The organism is Myxococcales bacterium (assembly GCA_016706225.1).
Lineage (GTDB): Bacteria > Myxococcota_A > Polyangia > Polyangiales > Polyangiaceae > JADJKB01.
Genome location: JADJKB010000005.1, coordinates 273,203 through 289,763 on the forward strand (window position 1 = coordinate 273,203; position 16,561 = coordinate 289,763).

Sequence of the window (16,561 nt, forward strand, 5' to 3'; positions counted from 1 at the left end):
TTCACTTCATCGCTACCACTCGTTCAATGCCCGGCTCCCGTCGCGCCGCCGGTTCGGTCGCCATCACTCTCCTGTTGTCGTTCGCCGCGACGGTGCACGCACAAGATGTGGTCCCGAATCCAGCCGGGGCGGGCGCACGTGCGCCTGCGAGCGCAGGCAAGGCGGACCCCGCGAAGCCGAGCGCGCCGAAGGTCGTGCAGCCGAAGCCGGCAGCACCCGCGCCGGGCGCCAAACCCGTGGCACCGAGCGCAAACCCTCCGCCCACGGCGAGCGCGCCGCCGCCTTCCGCCGCCTCACCTCCCGCGGCGCCGCCCACGACCCCGCAACTGCCGCCTCCACCAAAGGCCGCCCCGCTTGCGGCGCCGGCGAAGGGTGCCAGCGCCAAACCGCGCAAACCGAGCCCGACACCGAGCAAGAAGAAGGGGCGTGCACCGCGACGTCCGGCCGCTAGTTTGCCCACGGGCGCCACTCGCCCGCCGCCGCCGAACGAGAGTGCGCGGCGGCGTATCGCGGCGTCGAACACTCCGGCGGCGAGCAAGAAAGATCCCGAGCTCGAGGCGCTGCGTGCCGCCGACCGGGTGCTATTTCCCAAACCGCTGCCGGGATCCACCCCAGGCTTCAGCTGGGATCTTCCGAAACCCTCCGCCAAGTCCGGGCCCGAGGTTGTTGCTTCGGGCATGCCGCCGGGGCGCGCTGGGGATCCCGGGCTGGACGACAGCGGGGATGGTTCGAGTGACGCGGAGTGGATCCGCTCGCTGACCATGCCCGATCTGCCCGTGCGGCTCGAATCGCGCGTCGTGCGTTACCTCAAGTTCTATCGCGACAACCCCCAGGGCAAGGCGATCGCCCGGGTGTGGGCGAGAAAGAGCGGTCGCTACGTTGGCGCGCTCAAGTCCGAGCTCACCCGTGCGGGGCTGCCGTCGGATCTCGTCTGGCTCAGCCTGATCGAGAGCGGTCACAACCCGACCATCGTGTCGCCCGCTGGCGCCGGGGGTCTCTGGCAGTTCATGCCGGATGCTGGGCGTCTCTACGGCTTGACCGTCGATCGCTGGGTTGACGAGCGTTACGATCCCAAACGCGCGACCGACGCCGCCGTCATGTACCTGGGTGATCTGTACCGGCGCTTCGGCAACTGGGAGCTGGCGATGGCCGCGTACAACATGGGCTACGCGGGGCTGTCGCGGGCGATTCGAAAGTTCAACACCAACGACTACTGGGAGCTCTGCCGCTACGAGGCGGGGATCCCCTGGGAGACCACGCTCTACGTGCCGAAGATCTTCGCCGTTGCGCTGGTGATGGCGAACAAGAAGGCGTTTGGTCTCGCCGACATCACGCCGGATGTGGCCGAGAATTTCGACGGTGTGATCGCCCAGGCGGGTACTCCGCTCGACCGCGTTGCCGCTGCGGCGGGTGTCCCCGTCGCGACGATCGAAGGGCTGAATCCTCAATTTTTGCTGGGACGGGTGCCGCCGTCGCGGTCCAAGTCCGCGGCCGTGTTCCGGGTACGGGTGCCGAGCGACAGAGCGCAGCAGGCCAACGCAGCCCTGGCAAAACTCGGTGATCCAGAGCCCGAGCTCGAGCCCTACGTCGTGCGAATGGGGGACGACTCGAAGGCCGTCATCGACGCTCGCAGTGCAGACCGCACTCAGGTGCTGCGAGTGAACAAACTTCGCGACGACGAGGCGCTGGCGCCGGGGACGGTGCTCCTCTTGCCGAAGAGGGCCGCTCGCACCGTGGCGGCTGCGGCAGCGAGCGCCGACGAAGTCGTGGTCGTCTCACCGCGCGAGTTCCGCTACTCGGACCGGACCCGGGTCTTCTACCGCGTGCAGGGCGGCGACAACCTCGCGCGGATCGCCAAGGGATTCGCCGTCGCTGAGGGCGAGGTGCTCGCGTGGAACGCCATCGATCCCGGCGCGCGATTGGTCTCAGGCATGACACTGGCCATCTGGGTGAAGCCCGGAGTCAATCTGACCGAAGTGCGCGCCCTCGGTGAGCGCGACGTTCGGGTCTTGGTCGCAGGAACACCCGAGTTCTTCGACTACTTCGAGGGACAGAACGGCAGGAAGCGCATCACCGTCGAGGCTCGGACCGGCGATACGCTGGCGGCGCTCGGTCGGCGCTACGGAATGAGCGTCGGCTGGATGGAGCGCATCAACCGCCGCTCCCGGCGCAAGGCCCTGGAGTCCGGAGACAAACTCGTCGTCTACGTGCCCATCGGCAGCGCTCACGGCAAGGCGCCGGCTGCCGCCCCGGCGGAGCCGGAGCCGTTGCCCGAGCTCGAGCCCAAAGACTCGGACTCTGCTCCGGCGACTGAGCCCGCCGCCGACGCAGCGCCCGCCGAAGCTGAGCCGGCCGCAGGCGGCTGAGCCAAAATTGCCGCGCCTGGAGAGCGCCGCGCCCTGCGCTCGTTCGAGCGAGCTTCTGCCGACGGTTTTCCGTAAGCTGGCGCGGTGAGACGCTGGGCGGCGGCGATGACCATTGCGGTCGCGGTTGGGTTCCGCCCCACCACCGCGGCTGCCATCAGCGGCAGCACCGACATGGGGGGGATCGCGCTGATCTTGCTGACCGTGTACGCCATCGTCTGGGTGGGCGCGGTCGGATTTCAGATCGGGCTCGGCCTATCGCTGCTCGATACTCGCGGCCAGCGCTGGCTCTGGGTGTGCCTCGCGCTCAGTCCGCTCGCCGTCTGGCTCGTCGGAATGTTGCCGTGGGTCGATCGATATTCGGGGTTCGTGACACTGGCTCCGCTCCCCCTCGCGTTATGGCTGGTGAAGCGCCCACGGGCTGCACTGGTGATGCTGCTCGTGTTGGTCGCGGTAAGTGCCGCAGTGTTCTTCTCGCTGCGCTTTGCGGTCGAACACCAGGTGATCTGGCCGGTGGCTACAGGGCAGGCGGTGCTGAGTCTGCCGCTCGCGTTTGCGCTGCTGCGCCGGGCGCGGCAGCGCACAGCCTTGCTGTTGCCCCCGGCGTGGTTTGCTCTCGCCTTCGCGCTGGTCAAGCTTGCCATCTGGCTGGCTTGAGTGAGCGGCTCGCGGCGGCCCCGCTTGCGGCGGGGGATCCCCCGCACGTGGCCGGGTGATCCCTGCCATCCACCGCTTCCATCCTAGAAAAACTCCGCACTTATACGCTGGCACGCAGCGTGAAGAGGGGACGCGTCGGAGGTATCGAAACATGGCTCTCATCAGGAATATCGTCGTGGCAATTGCTGGGGTGGCGGCTTCCGCAGGCGCCGGAGGCGCTTACTTCGTCAGCACCAGCCGAGCGACGGCGCCAAGCGCGGAACCGGCTCACGCGAGTGTCGTCTTGGAGACCCAGGAGGCTCCGCCCGCTGCCGGCGCAAGCGTGCAGGTCGACAACGCCGGCAAGGCGAAGCGGGTGGAGGTCCGGCGCTCCGGGAACGGAACGCGGGTGCAGGTCGACAACGGGGACAAGTCCGAGCGCGTCGAGGTCGAGCGCTCCCCTGCGAAAGGCGAGCAGGTCCGCACCGGCAACGTGCGGGTCGAGCGCAAGGGAGGCGGGCTGAACGTGAAGGTCGGGGATCTCAGCGTGGACACGCAGGGAGTGGGCGCGGACTGACTCGCCCGGCGATCTCGTGCCCCGGGGAAGCCCGCCCTGGGGACGGGCGTAGGAGGGCAGCGGGAGCCCTCATGCAAACCGCTCGCCGACGCTCGTTTCCACTGCTGCTCGTGCTGCTGTTCGCGCTCCTGGCCTGCAAGGGCAAGCCGGAGACCCTCGCGAAACCCGGCGACCTCGTGACCTTCGACGACAGCCAGTGGGTGGTGGTCGGAGCGAGCGTGATCGGGAAACAAGTCCAAGGGCTGACTGGAGACAAGAAGACCAGCGGGAAATTCTTGAAGGTGGATTTCAAGGTCACCAACACCTCGAAAGAGTCCGAGACCATCCTCGATCATCCGAAGGTCTTCGACGACCAGGCGCGGGAGTTCAAACCCCTCGACGATCAGGCGATGTTCATTCACGAACCGGAGCAGTCACTCACGCTCGAGAGCCTGCCGCCGTCCATGTTGAAACGCTTCACTGCGCTGTACGAGCTGCCCGCCGACGCCAAGGGGCTGTCCTTCGAGGCTCGTGCGCTCAGCGCGTTCGGGGCGCGGCGCCGTGTCAGCTTGGGGCTCTGAGCGGACCGAGCGCGCGGAGCCGGCTATTTCTTCTTGCCGCCCTTGCCGGGCTTCTTGCCGCCCTTCTTGTTCTCTTTTTCGAAGGCCTTCTCGAACTCGTCGTCCGCCTGCTTGTCGGCTTCGGGGTCGGGCTTTTTCTTCGGCTCGGCCGTCTCGGCAGGTTCCGCTTCGGCCTTGGGGGTGAGCTTCGGTTTCGCCTTCGGTTCGTCCGGCTCGTCGTCGGGGTTGGCCCGCGCTTTGGTTGGAGGCTCAGCGGGCGAATCGAACTGATACACCAGCCCGACGCCGAACACGTTGGCGCTCGCGGTGTACTTGCCGGCGTTCACGTAGTTGGGGTTCGCCGCGGGATTGGCCAGCACCGGGTTCAGCTGCTTGATGCGCTGCTCGTTCACACCCACCTCGACCGGGGTGCCGACGACCCGAGCGTACACCCCGTCGAAGCGCCACTTGCCGAGGTACAGGCTGCCGCCGAACGAGAACGTGACCTTGTCCAGATCGATGGTCGACGCCGACAGGTACTCCCGCGGGATGGCGCTCTTCTCGTACATCGCGCCGCTGCGCAGGCCGAGCGCGTAGCTCGACACCGGGAACTTGTACTCGGCGCCGACCCGCACCGAGTACGTGTCCTGAAATCCGCGCTCGATGCTCAGCGGTGGGATCTTGTAGACCGGCGGGAAACCGGCAACGTTCTCCAGCGCGATGCCTTCGGATCTGACGTCGATCGTGTCGTGCATCGACCAGGCCTCGTAGGCCACGCCGCCCTCGATGCGGAGCGCGTCCACGGGGCGATACTCGATGCCGAAGCGTGCGACCCAGGGCAGGTTGAACTTCACGTTCACCTCGTCCCCGGCGACGCTCGCGCCGTCGAACACGGCCGCGCTCGGCAGCCGCACACTCTGGGTGCCCGGAGAGTTGATCCAGATCGGCAAGTGGAACGAGGCACCGATGCGCAGCGAGTCGCTGGGCAGGAAGATCGCGCCCAAGATCCCGGTCGGCGCCACGATGGGGCCGACGCGCAGCTGACCGTAGGCGTCGTACTCCGGCTGCTCCGGCGCACAGATGAAACGCTCGGGCACACACGCGCTGAAGAAGACGGAGGTCTGGAAATATCCGGCCAACACCTCGACGCCCGCGCCGAGCGCGAGCTGTTTCGACGGCCGATAGGAGGCGTAGCCCCCGATGACCGCCAGGGCCGAACCGTCGAGGGAGATCAGCGAATAACGCTGCGGTGCCGCCTGGCCCTTCACCTTCTCCGGAAAGCTCGTGATCGCCGAGTACGGGGCGTGGACCCCGATGGCGAAGTTCATCTTCTGCTGGCCGAACGGGTTCGAGTAGACCGCGGTCGGGATCGGCAAGATGGGCGTGCGGCCTTCGACCTTCGGATAGGTGAACTGCCAGGTCTGGCCTGTGGGCAGTCCCGTGTTGGGATCGACCTGACGCACCAGCTGTTTGCGCTGGTACGTGCTCGTGTAGTTCATCCAGGCGAAGTCGCCGAGGTAGGCGTGCCCTGCGAAGGCCAGCCCTGCGGGGTTGTAGGCGATGGCGCCGCCGTCGTCCGCGCCGGCCACGAAGGCCCCGGCGCGACCGAGGGGGCGCACGCCGCGATCCCCGAAGTAGAGCCCTGCTGCGCGCGCGTCCCGGGCCAGGCACGCCAGGCCGAGCGCGAGCACGACTCCCCCGATCTTCCCGCTTCGTCGCACTCTGGTCACCGGCAGCTCACGAGCCCGCCATTCTTGCACCTTCACTCCAGAAAATCCGCTGCTTTTCCTGGGCCGCTCAATCCCCATTGCGGTGCCGCATGATCTCGTACAGCTGCTCCATGCCGCGGGTCTTGTCGGTCATGAAGTCGCGCATCGTGGCGAAGACCATCTGCAGGTCGTCGGGCGACAGTGGCTCCTCGCGCGGGGCCCGCGCGTCGATGCGGTTCACCTCCGCAAAGGTGTCGAGGAAGATCTCGAGCGGTGTCGGGCTGTCCGGGTTCGCCCCGTCGATGGGCGCGACCAGGTTGGCGAGGATGCGATCCTGGTAACGGTAGGGGTCGTAGGGGTTTGGCTGCCCGCCCGGTTCGGAGGTGAGGGCGTCGAGCAGCTCGACCACGCGGTCCGCGGTGCCAGGTGTGGGTTTGCCGTCGGCGCTCGCCTCTTCCGGCGCCGCAGCGGTGGCGACGGCGTTGTAGATGGCGGGCATGTTCATGTCGTCACTCATGATCTGCATCATGTCCGCGGAGCTCGCGAGCATGCTGATCATGGCGTCGTTGCCGCTGGCGGACTGCACCAAGTAACGCAGGTGTTTCTCCAGGGCGCGCCGCGCCTCTTCGTCCTCGTTGATCAGGTCCAGCAAGAACATGCTGGTCCCGAACAGCGGCCCGCTCATGCTCTCGTTGGCCTTCTGGGCGAGCTCCGCCGTCGCCCACTGGCAGGCCACCGGGCTGGTCTCGCGATCGGGGCAGTTGGCGTTGATCTGCTCGCGCAAAACGTCGAGCAAGATGGGCACACTCTTCACGAAACCCTGGTTCCGGAACTGCGCGCTCGCGCCGTCACCGTCCACGGTCAGGAACTGATCCACGAGCTTGCTGCGGGCGCGCTTCCAGCGAGTGAAACGCGAGCTGCCCGGCACCAAGCGCGCGTCGATCTTCGCCATGGCGTCGGCGAACAGATCGAACAGCGTCAGCTGCGGCTTGACGATCTGGCCGTTGGCCCATTTCCCGACCTTGTTGTTGAAACGGTCGACCATGCCGACGCTGGTCGCGTAGTCCGGGTCCATCATCGCGACGGTCATCTCGTGCAGGATGTCGAGGCCGCTCTTCTTGACCCCGCCGTTACGGTCGTCGGTGACGAAGTTCGGGTCGTCCAGCACCTTGACCAGCTCACCCAAGGCAGGGAGCAGATCGCCCGCAAAGGCCTCGGCCATGATCGGCTCGTAGCTCAGGGCTCCGCTGCCGTTGCAGTACTTGGCGTTGTACGCCGCGTTCACCTTGTGAGAGCTGGCGTCGGAGTCGGACAGGTACTTCTGCCAGGGACGGTCGGCAAAGTTGCCGGTGCTGTTGCACTCCGGCCCATGCGCGGCGGACGGCCAGTGGCGGTACAGGGTCTCGACGCTGTCGAGGAACACCTGGCCCGCGCCGTGATCGTCGAAGGCCTTCAAGAGCGGCCGCATGCTCTTGTAGAACTCGTACTTCTCCCACAGGAAGATCGTGCCCTTGCCGCGCAGTCGCAGGAGGTCGTTCACGTCACCGCCGGACTGCGAGCAGTCGGAGAGCCAGAGCTGACTGGGCTCACTGGCGGTCGCGCCGGGCACGTTGACCAATCGCTCCGGGCAGACCGAGGTGCTGACGGCGTCGATCAGCAGCGAGACGAACTCGTTGGTCTTGCCGTTCTTGCCGTTCCAGTTCTTGTCTCGGTCCGGCATGGTGCCGGCGAACATCGGGTCGAACTTGGTGGACTGCGAGCCGAAGAAGACCAGGCGATTCAGGGCATACGGCGAAGGTTTGCGCGTCATGCCGGTGATGCCGCTGCCGTCTTCGAACACCCCGTCGGGGTCGAGGCCGATGACGCCGCCGATCTGCAGGAGCAGGTTCAAGAAGCCGGATCGCACCTTGAGGTTGGCCTTGCCCAGGATCGAGTCCAGGTAAAAGAGCCCCATGTTCTGGAAGTAGAAGAGCTCACACTCCTTGAAGCTGCCCGGAATGGTGATGCCCAGCGCCTTGACTTTTGCGCCCTCCTTGTTGCAGGCGTTCACGCCGTTCACGTCGTGGATGATCTGCAGGATGCGGTGGAAGTCGCTGCGGTCGTCGCCGACGTCGGGCACCGAGTAGTTCACGGGCACGTGGGGATCGGGGTTCGATGCATCCGTCAGATTGACGGGGGCTGCGTTCAGGTTGTTGGTGTCGTAGTAGAGCGAGTCCTTGAACTTGGAGAAGTTGCTGTAGGCGGGCCCGAAGTAGGCCTGGGTATCGGGGTGTGCGAACGAGCGCAGCACGTCCTTGAACAGCGCCGGATCCTTCGAGGTTTTGACGATGATCTCCTGCAGCTCGTCCCAGATGGTGACGGTTGGATCGAGCTTTGCGTCCGGCATCGAGTTGCTGATCTCGCGGATCTTGAGCGCAGCGCCGATGAGGCGCGCCATCAGCTGCTCGTGGTCGGTAAACAGTTTCTTCATCATCTTCAGGTGAACGTCGCTGTCCTTGTGAGCGAACATCCAGCCGCTGGCCTGGACCAGATCGATGAGGGGTGATTGGGCGGTGTCGAAGCTCGGGTAGACCCCGCCGACGCCCCAGTCGGCCTTGTTCTGGATGGGGTCGCCATACAGCGCGTAGGCGCCGCTCAACAGATCCGCGAGGGCCTCGCTCTCGGCGACGGGATCCGGATTGAGCAGCGGATCGAGGTCACGCGTCGTGGACCCGACGAAGGTCTGGCTCGTGTCCAGGTAGGCGAACAGCGGCGCGCCCGTCGGATCGACGGCGCGACCAAACGGGTCCGGCGGAAGCACCCGCGGGAGCCCGGGCACCACGAACGGCGTGTCGATCTGAGCCAGGCCGGCGGGGCCCAGGAAACGCCCGGTGGAGTCGACGTCGGCAAAACCGTCCCCATTGCCGTCTACGAATGCGCCGCCGACGCTGCCCGGTACCCCTGGCGTATTGCCCGCGGGAACCGCGTAGCCGCGGGGATCGCGCACGACCAGATACCGGGGCTGAGAACCCGGAGCGGCAAACGCGGGATCGGTGGCGAGCATGATCGCGCGGGAGACCTCCGCGTTGGTCCGCGGGCGGTTCGGTTGCAGCTTGGCAGCGTCCGTCAGCACGTAGGGCGCGGGGATCGGCTGCTCCACGCTCGTCGCGAGCTCGTTCTGGCTCATGCCGAGCACGTTCTGGAACGCATCGCGCATCACTCCTGCCCCGGGTGGCGCGTTCTTGCCTGGCGCGCGCAGGCGCACCGAGAAGATCTGAGCGAGCTGGCGCAGTTCCGGGTAGGCCATCGAGGGTCGGATGGCACCGAGCGCCACGCGCAGCGGTCGATACCCCAGGCGACCCGACATGCGGGAGAGCGCGAGCTGCGCCTTCTGCGCCTTGGCGGGATCACCGAACTTGGCGTAGGTGCTCTTCCCGGGACCGGCGAGACCTGCGAACAGGCGTCCGGTTGCGCGCGTGACGCTGGGCATCAGCCCCTCACGAGAGCCCGAGCCGGTCTTGTCGACCGGGTTCGTCTCGTAGAGCGGGACGATGCGCTGCATGAAACGCTTGAGCGCCAGGTGGCCGCCGATGGTCTTGCCGGGGTGGAACGGATCCGCCACCGGATCGTCGCTGAACGTGAGGTTGAAGGCCTGAATCAAATCAGTGCGCCGCCTGGCCATGGCTTCGACCTTCGCAATGGCCAGCGCGCGGGCGATGCCAGAGCCGCTCAGCGGATCTTTCACCGGCGGCAGCTTGGTCAAGTCGACCAGGTCCGAATACTGGCCCACGGAGTTGCGATGACAGACCGGGTGGTAGGAGAGGCCGTAGATGTCTTCGGTCAGCACCGAGGCGCCGACGCGATCACACATCGCCGAGTACATGTCGTCACCGAGGGTGCCGATGGGCTCGGTGCGCTTGCGTTTGTCGTCGAAGTCTCCGGAGCAAGCGGCGGACAGGGTGAGCGCGGCTCCAAAGAGCAGCGAAGTCTTCAAAGTCGCGCGTCGCATGGTCCGCTAGTTTACGCCGGCGAGCCTTCGGCGGGTTCCTCGCATCACAACGCGTCGCGTCATGGTGTTCGGCGTCCGTGACGCGGTCGCCGGACCGTGCGAAATCAGCTGCACCATGAGCCTCACCGCCATCGTGCTCGCTGCGGGTCTGGGTAAACGCATGCAGAGCGAGCTGCCCAAGGTGCTGCACCCCGCGGCGGGTCGCCCCCTGATGCTGTACCCGCTCCGGGCGGCCATCGAAGCCGGTGCGACCGCCATCGTGTGTGTGGTGAGCGCGGAGGTACGGGACCGCGCCATCGGTCTTTGCCGCACGGCGATGCCCGCGGCCGACGTCGACGTTCGTGTTCAGGAGCTCCCGCAGGGCACGGGTGATGCCGTGAAGGTCGGCCTCGACGGAGTCGAGAGCGAGCGTGTGCTCATCCTGTGCGGCGACACGCCGCTGCTTCGGGCTGACGATCTCCGCACCCTCATTCGCCAGCTCGATGCGGCGCCTGGCACTGAGCTCGCACTGATGAGCGCCCGGGTCGAAGAGCCGAGCGGCTACGGACGCGTCTTGCGGGACGCGAACGGTCGGGTGACCGAGGTGCGGGAGCATCGCGATCTGCGAAGTGATGCCGAGCGGGCGGTACAAGAGGTCAACGCCGGCGTGTACGTCGCGAACACCGCGGCGCTCCGTTCGGCTCTCGAGCGCGTCAAGGCGGACAACGCTGCTGGTGAGTTCTATTTGACCGACGTGGTCGCGCTCGCGGCTGCGGGCGGCGGTGCGCTGGCGGTGCTCGGCCACGCCGATAATCTGCTGGGCGTCAACGACAGGGCGCAGCTCGCCGATGCAGAGCGCCTGTTGTTCCAGCGCATCGTACGCCGTCACCAGGTCGCCGGTGTGACCGTGCGCGGAGATGCGCACATCGACGACAGCGTGGAGATCGGTGCGGACGCGCGCATCGAAGCAGGGGTGCAGCTGCGCGGCCGCTGCCGCATCGGCGCGGGGACGGTGATCGACGCGGGGAGTGTGATCACCGACTCGGAGATCGGTGAGCGAGCGACGGTCAAACCGTACTCGGTCATCAGCGAGAGTCGGGTGGCGGCCGGGGCGCAAATTGGGCCTTTTGCTCACGTGCGGCCAGGCAGCGAGATCGACGAGGACGCCCACATTGGCAACTTCGTGGAGACGAAGAAGACCCGCGTGCGCAAGGGTGCAAAGGCAAATCACCTCGCGTACCTGGGTGATGGGGACATCGGCGAGGGGGCGAACGTCGGCGCGGGCACCATCTTCTGCAACTACGACGGCTTCCGAAAACACAAGACCGTGATCGGGCCGGGTGCGTTCATCGGTAGCGACAGCCAGCTCGTCGCGCCGGTTCAAATCGGACAGAACGCCTACGTGGCGACCGGCACTACCGTCACGCGAGACGTGCCCGACGATGCGCTCGCCATCGGCCGCACGGCTCAGGAGAACAAAGCCGGCTACGCTCCGCGACTCAAGGCGCGCCTGGCGGCTCAGGCAAAAAAGCAGTGACCCTCGGCGCGTGCGTCGCGGGGCTCACTGGGCCGCGGCGGGGTCTGGTTTTTCCGAGCCATCGCTCGGCTCCGGCTCGGGCTTTGGATTGAACATCCCGCTCGGCAGCTCGTGCCGCATCTTCTTCTTCTTCACCTCCAGGTAGGAGGCGCTGAAGGGGGTCGCGGCGACCAGCATCGGAATTCGTTCATCGACCCGGATCCCCAGGCGCGATAGAGCATCGACTTTCTCTGGGTTGTTGGTCATGAGCACGACCGACTGCACACCCAGATCGCGCAAGATGGCGGCGGCCACGTCGTACTGGCGCGCATCCACCGGTAGGTGAAGGCGCTGATTGGCCTCGATGGTGTCGGCGCCTTCGGCCTGCAGCGCGTACGCCCGGATCTTGTTGGCCAGGCCGATGCCGCGGCCTTCTTGACGCAGATACAAGATCACACCGCGGCCGCGGCGCGCGATTTCGGCCTGCGCACGCTCGAGCTGGCCTTTGCAGTCGCACTTCAGCGACGAAAACACCTCTCCCGTCAGGCACTCGGAGTGAACCCGGACGGCGATGGAGGACTGTCCACGCACGTCGCCGAGAACCAGCGCAAGGTGCTCGTCCGAGAGGCTGGGATCGGCGTTTTCGTCTCGCCAACGATAGACGACCAGATCGAACGTGCCGAAGCGGGTTGGCAGCGGGGCGCTGGCGAGCTGGGTGAGCGGGCAGCCCTCCGTTTCGGGGTCTCTCGGCGTCGTCATGATCTCTGGTGGTGCCCGGGAAGCGTAGACAGTTCGCTAGGGCGTTGCCGACCGATCCGGAGCATGGGGCCAGGGCCGAGGTCGGTCAAGCGCGTCGGCCTCGCGCGGCCCCGCTCTCGCCACTGCGAGCCGAGCACAGCGCGAGGATTGCGTGCTCGAGCAGCGCCTGCGGGGGACGTTTCGACCCACCCTTGAGGGCGAGATCCAGCCCCGCCAAGGTCTCGAGCCAGGCCTCGAGCTCGGCGCGCGAGAGCCGCTCGACCTGTCGCGCCAGGTCGCGCGCCTTGAACGGCGGCGCGCCGGCGCGTTTCGCGGCTTCCTCCGGGCTCGCGCCGTTGCGCCGCGCCGACTCGAACTTCAAGAGCTGGCGGGCGGACCAGGCCAGGAGACCCACCAAGCGCGGGCCCTCGTTCGGCTCGAACACACTGGCAAGAGTCGACAGCGCGGCGCCGGGATCGCGTCGCCCGACGGCGTCGACCAGCTCCCACACCGTGGCCGGGCGCAGTCGCACGACACACTCGGCGACGTGGTCCTCCGTGACCTCCGTGCCGGCGCCGGCAAACAGGCACACACGCTCGACCGCGTCGATGACACCACCGAGATCCGGTCCCGCGAGCTCGGCGATCAAGTCTGCGACACCCGCTGCGAGTTTGTTGCCACGCTCGCTGGCGGCCCGCGCGACGAAAGCCGGCAGTGCGTTTCGCGACAGCGAGTCGCAGTTGACGAGGATGCCCTTCTTCTGCGCGCTGACGTAGAGGCGACGGCGTTTGTCCAGCTTGCTGGCGATGAGCAAGAGCACGCTGCTCGGTGACGGCTTTTCGAGATAGTCGGCCAGCTGATCGAGCGCCTCGGCGTTGGCCTTCTTTTCACCGTGGGCATCCCAGCGTTCGACGGAGCGCAGGGTCAACAGGCGGCGTTTGGCGAACATCGGCAGGGTGCGCGCGGCGGCCAGCACAGCATCGACCTTGCTCTCGCCGGCCACCATCTGTTCGTCGTTCAGCCCCGGAGTCGCGCCGGCGAGCGCCGCCTCTCGGAGCGCGCGCACGACCTCCGTCGCGAGGTACTGCTCCTCGCCGACGATCAGGTAGACGGGCCCCAGATCTCCGGTGCGGGCCAGGGCGAGGGCTTGATCCGGGGTCACTCACCGAGCCTTGGCATGGCCGGACTCGGAGGGGAAGTCCGGCAAATGTGCGGGTCACCCGCGCGCACTCCGCTCGCCGGCTGCAGGCGCGCGCGGCGCGCCGGTAGTGCGGAGCGTGGGCCTGTAGTAAAGCCCGCGCCGTGTCGCGCCGTCGCATCGATGGAACCCGCGCGTTCGGTGGCTCACCCCGGTCGACGCTGGTCGTGATCGGGAATTTCGACGGGGTGCACCGCGGCCACCGTGCAGTGCTCAGCTCGGCCATCACCCGGGCGGAGGCCTCGTCCCTGGCGCCGGTCCTGCTCACCTTCGACCCGCATCCGAGCGTCGTGTTGGGTAAGGCTACCGGCAGTGCGCTCACTACGTTGGACCGGCGCGTCGAGCTCTTGCATCGTGTGGCGCCCACTCTGACGGTGGTGGTTCAGCCGTTCACGCTGGCGCTGTCCGAGCTCTCCGCGCGAGAGTTCGTCGAACAGCTGCTGCTCGACCAGCTTGGTGCCGCGAGTGTGGTCGTGGGTCAGAACTTCTGTTTCGGGCGTGGTCGCAGCGGGGACATCGCGGTGCTCTCGGCGCTCGGCGCCGAGCTCGGTTTCGATGCTGCCCCCCATGCCCTCGAAGGCGATGCCGACGGAGTGTTCTCGAGCAGTCGGGTCCGCGCTCTGTTGCTCGCTGGCGACGTCGCGGCGGCGGCGCAGGTCTTGGGTCGCCCGCACTCGATTTCGGGGACCGTGGTCGCCGGGGATGCTCGGGGCCGGAGCATCGGTTTTCCCACCGCCAACTTCGGGGGGGTCGAGGAGCTGTTGCCGGGCCACGGGGTCTACGCCTGTGTCGTCGATCGACTGGACGCACACGGTCGCGCGGCGGCCCTGGGCTTGGCCGTTGCGAACCTCGGCGTGCGCCCGACGCTCGGCGCCGGGGCGAGCATCGAGGCTCACCTGTTGGACTTCAGCGGCGATCTCTACGGAACGCGGTTGCGGTTGCACTTCGTGGCTCGCATCCGCGACGAACAGCGGTTCGCGGGGGTCGACGACTTGATCGCGCAAATTGCCCGGGATGTCGCCACCGCGCGCCAGCTCTTGTCGACCAAGACCCCGGACGCCGGGGCGGATGGCGCTTGGGCGTGAGGGTCGACGAGTCGAGAGGTGTTGGGGGGGCGCGGTTTGTTCGAGGGGGCAAGCATGAGTCTTTCACGCCGCACGCGCGCTGACCTAGAGTAACGAGCGGTGACCACGCGAAGCGAGCTCGAGTCCCTGAACCGTGATGGCCTGATCGAACGGGCTCGCCGGCTCGGGGTGCCGCGACCGGAGGTCATGACCCGCGTCGAGATGACCGACGAGATCATCCGGCGGCAGGAGACGGACGTAGTTGCGCGCCGCCGCGCTCGGGGTTGGCTAGGGGTGGCGCGCGACCTGGTTGCGAGTCTGATCGAACAAGGGCTGAACTTCCCGGATGCTGCGGAGCTGGTGCGGCACGGCGGCCTCTCGCCGACGCGTGCCGCTCACCACGCGCCGGTTGCCACCGTGACCTTGGCGGAGATCTATGCGGCGCAGGGCCACGTGAAGCGCGCGCTCGGCATGCTCGACGAGGTGTTGACCAAGGAGCCCGATCACCGCGCGGCGCGCGCGCTCTTCGATCGGTTGAGCAAAGACGCAAAACGCCCCGCCCCCGTCGTCGAGGTGCCACCCGAGCGCCCGCTCGACGAGAGTGAGCCCGAGCTCGACGAGCTCGACGAGCTCGACGAGCCCACAACGAGCGAGCCCGACTCCGACGAGTCGTCTCCCGTTGCCGCGCCTGCGCCGACTTCCGCTCCGGTTTCCGCACCCGCCGCATCCCCGCCCGCGCCCGCTCTCGCCCGCGTGCCCCCGCCCGCGCCCACGCCTGCTCCCGCACCCGCCGCCGCGCCCGCGCCGGCGCCCGCTCTCGCCCGCGTGCCCACGCCCGCGCCAGCGCCGACTCCCGCGCCTGCTCCCGCGCCCGCCCCGGCCCTCGCCTCCGCACCCCGCACGCCCACCGACGCGCTGCTCCTCTATCCCAGCTCCCGCGGCCTGTTCGTATTCTGGCAGCTCTCGGAAAAAACCCGAGCCGCGCAGGCGGCCGGCGATCCCCTCCGGCTCAAGCTGGTCGCGATGGCCCCGAGCTTCGACGGAGCACGCCGTGTCGAGCGCGAGCTCGTCATCGACGCCGAGCGGGGCGCGTTGCTCACCGAGGGCTTCGACCGCGTGGCAGTCGTGCGCGGCGTGCTGGCCCGAAGCGCCGACGCCGAGTCGCGGCCGATCGCCGTTGCGAGTGTGGTCGACGACGACGAGAACTCACAGCGACCACGCCTGAGCTTTTCGCCGCTGGGGCAGGCGTCCTTCGACGACGCAACCCTCGCGCGGGCGCTGTCCGAATACACCCGTGTGACTTCGAGCGCCGCCTGAAGACATCGAAGACTGCGCTCGCAACCGCATCGGCCGCTTCCCACGCAACCGCGCGGTACCGCGGTCCGAGCAGCCCGTCATGTCGTCTGCGATCAAGGTCTACTGCGCGTTCGTCTGTGGTTGTTTGTGTCTGTCCCCCGAGGACGCACTTGCGGCCAGCGAGTCCAATGCCCTCGAGCTCTCGCTCTCGGCCGGGTGGGTCTCCCGCGCCGATGGTCGGCGCGAGCTGACGGCACTGTTCTCGGTTGGAGTGCCGCTGGACCGCAGCGCGAGGCTGCGGCTCCCCGACACGGGTCGGGCGCGCTTCGCTGAAGGCGCGGCGCCGACGCCGACAGACCCGCGTGCGAGCGAGACTGCGCCGACCGAATCCGCAGCGCGACGGACCGTGCTCCTGGTCGTCACTCCCCAGCTGGCGCAGGCGGCGCTCCGCGCGGCGTTTCGTGCGGCCGGACGACCTGGCGCGCGCGCGCGTTTTTCCAGTCTGAGCAGCCGCGCGCGGGCGTCGGCGGCGCTGCCGATCTTGCGCCTGCGCGCGGCTCGCACCACCGACGAGTCCCTGCGGCTCACGCCGACCAGCAGCGATCCTTACCGGTACACCCAGGCCGGCGGGGTGAGCATCGCCCTCGAAGCCCAGGCAACGTGGAAGCTCGACCGCGCCGTGTTCGCCGACGAAGAAATCCAGGTCGAGCACCTGCGCCGGCTGCGCGCGCGGGAAGACGCACGTCTCACCCAGGAGGTGCTGCAAGCGCTGTTCAGCTGGCAGCGGGCGTTGTCCGGGAGCGCGGAGCCGGACGCACCACCGGAGGAGCGTGAGCTCGCGGAGCTGCGGGTCTTCGAGGCGGAGGTGCGTCTGGATCTGCTCACCGGCGGCTGGTTTCACACGCGGGCGGCGGCGCTGCGGAAAAACGCCCTTTCCCGGGCGCGCCGGTCGGAGTAG

The 16,561-nt window shown here is 67.7% G+C and carries 12 protein-coding genes; 8 read left to right on the top strand and 4 right to left on the bottom strand.

Annotation, left to right across the window (positions count from 1 at the left end; translation table 11 throughout):
* Nucleotides 1–26 precede the first annotated feature (26 nt).
* The 4 genes from IPI67_09050 (at nt 27) to IPI67_09065 (ending at nt 4,136) form a co-directional block, all read left to right on the top strand.
* Entirely contained in the window at nt 27–2,366 is a 2,340-nt protein-coding gene (locus IPI67_09050; protein MBK7580336.1) for a transglycosylase SLT domain-containing protein, read from the top strand.
* A gap of 84 nt (nt 2,367–2,450) precedes the next feature.
* Entirely contained in the window at nt 2,451–3,020 is a 570-nt protein-coding gene (locus tag IPI67_09055) for a hypothetical protein (GenBank protein ID MBK7580337.1), read from the top strand.
* A 151-nt stretch (nt 3,021–3,171) separates the two neighbouring features.
* Complete coding sequence (locus IPI67_09060) at nt 3,172–3,576, top strand: hypothetical protein (GenBank protein ID MBK7580338.1); 405 nt, start codon at nt 3,172–3,174, stop codon at nt 3,574–3,576.
* A 71-nt stretch (nt 3,577–3,647) separates the two neighbouring features.
* The gene (locus IPI67_09065) at nt 3,648–4,136 is read left to right on the top strand and encodes a hypothetical protein (GenBank protein MBK7580339.1); all 489 of its coding nucleotides are present in this window, start codon (nt 3,648–3,650) and stop codon (nt 4,134–4,136) included.
* 23 nt (nt 4,137–4,159) lie between these two features.
* Here IPI67_09065 and IPI67_09070 read toward each other — a convergent pair whose 3' ends face one another.
* Complete coding sequence (locus IPI67_09070) at nt 4,160–5,845, bottom strand: outer membrane protein transport protein (protein ID MBK7580340.1); 1,686 nt, start codon at nt 5,843–5,845, stop codon at nt 4,160–4,162.
* A 67-nt stretch (nt 5,846–5,912) separates the two neighbouring features.
* Nucleotides 5,913–9,812, bottom strand: a complete 3,900-nt coding sequence (locus IPI67_09075) for a hypothetical protein (GenBank protein MBK7580341.1) — start codon at nt 9,810–9,812, stop codon at nt 5,913–5,915.
* 115 nt (nt 9,813–9,927) lie between these two features.
* Here IPI67_09075 and glmU point away from each other — a divergent pair, with 115 nt between their 5' ends.
* On the top strand, nt 9,928–11,328 hold the full coding sequence (gene glmU, locus IPI67_09080; protein MBK7580342.1) for a bifunctional UDP-N-acetylglucosamine diphosphorylase/glucosamine-1-phosphate N-acetyltransferase GlmU: 1,401 nt from the start codon (nt 9,928–9,930) through the stop codon (nt 11,326–11,328).
* 24 nt (nt 11,329–11,352) lie between these two features.
* Here glmU and ribA read toward each other — a convergent pair whose 3' ends face one another.
* Nucleotides 11,353–12,066, bottom strand: a complete 714-nt coding sequence (ribA, locus tag IPI67_09085; GenBank protein ID MBK7580343.1) for a GTP cyclohydrolase II — start codon at nt 12,064–12,066, stop codon at nt 11,353–11,355.
* Nucleotides 12,067–12,151: 85 nt separating this feature from the next.
* Entirely contained in the window at nt 12,152–13,207 is a 1,056-nt protein-coding gene (gene holA / locus IPI67_09090) for a DNA polymerase III subunit delta (protein MBK7580344.1), read from the bottom strand.
* 197 nt (nt 13,208–13,404) lie between these two features.
* Between holA and IPI67_09095 the strand changes: the two genes are divergently transcribed.
* The 3 genes from IPI67_09095 to IPI67_09105 all read left to right on the top strand — a co-directional run bounded on the left by IPI67_09095 (nt 13,405) and on the right by IPI67_09105 (nt 16,561).
* On the top strand, nt 13,405–14,328 hold the full coding sequence (locus IPI67_09095) for a bifunctional riboflavin kinase/FAD synthetase (GenBank protein MBK7580345.1): 924 nt from the start codon (nt 13,405–13,407) through the stop codon (nt 14,326–14,328).
* 99 nt (nt 14,329–14,427) lie between these two features.
* Nucleotides 14,428–15,624, top strand: a complete 1,197-nt coding sequence (locus tag IPI67_09100; GenBank protein ID MBK7580346.1) for a hypothetical protein — start codon at nt 14,428–14,430, stop codon at nt 15,622–15,624.
* A gap of 79 nt (nt 15,625–15,703) precedes the next feature.
* Complete coding sequence (locus tag IPI67_09105) at nt 15,704–16,561, top strand: hypothetical protein (protein MBK7580347.1); 858 nt, start codon at nt 15,704–15,706, stop codon at nt 16,559–16,561.

Excerpts from the sequence above, each read along its gene's own strand:
- IPI67_09105 (MBK7580347.1), top strand. The coding sequence starts at position 15,704 with ATGTCGTCTGCGATCAAGGTCTACTGCGCGTTCGTCTGTGGTTGTTTG.
- IPI67_09050 (MBK7580336.1), top strand. The coding sequence starts at position 27 with ATGCCCGGCTCCCGTCGCGCCGCCGGTTCGGTCGCCATCACTCTCCTG.
- IPI67_09075 (MBK7580341.1), bottom strand. The coding sequence starts at position 9,812 with ATGCGACGCGCGACTTTGAAGACTTCGCTGCTCTTTGGAGCCGCGCTC.
- ribA (MBK7580343.1), bottom strand. The coding sequence starts at position 12,066 with ATGACGACGCCGAGAGACCCCGAAACGGAGGGCTGCCCGCTCACCCAG.
- IPI67_09065 (MBK7580339.1), top strand. The coding sequence starts at position 3,648 with ATGCAAACCGCTCGCCGACGCTCGTTTCCACTGCTGCTCGTGCTGCTG.
- IPI67_09060 (MBK7580338.1), top strand. The coding sequence starts at position 3,172 with ATGGCTCTCATCAGGAATATCGTCGTGGCAATTGCTGGGGTGGCGGCT.
- glmU (MBK7580342.1), top strand. The coding sequence starts at position 9,928 with ATGAGCCTCACCGCCATCGTGCTCGCTGCGGGTCTGGGTAAACGCATG.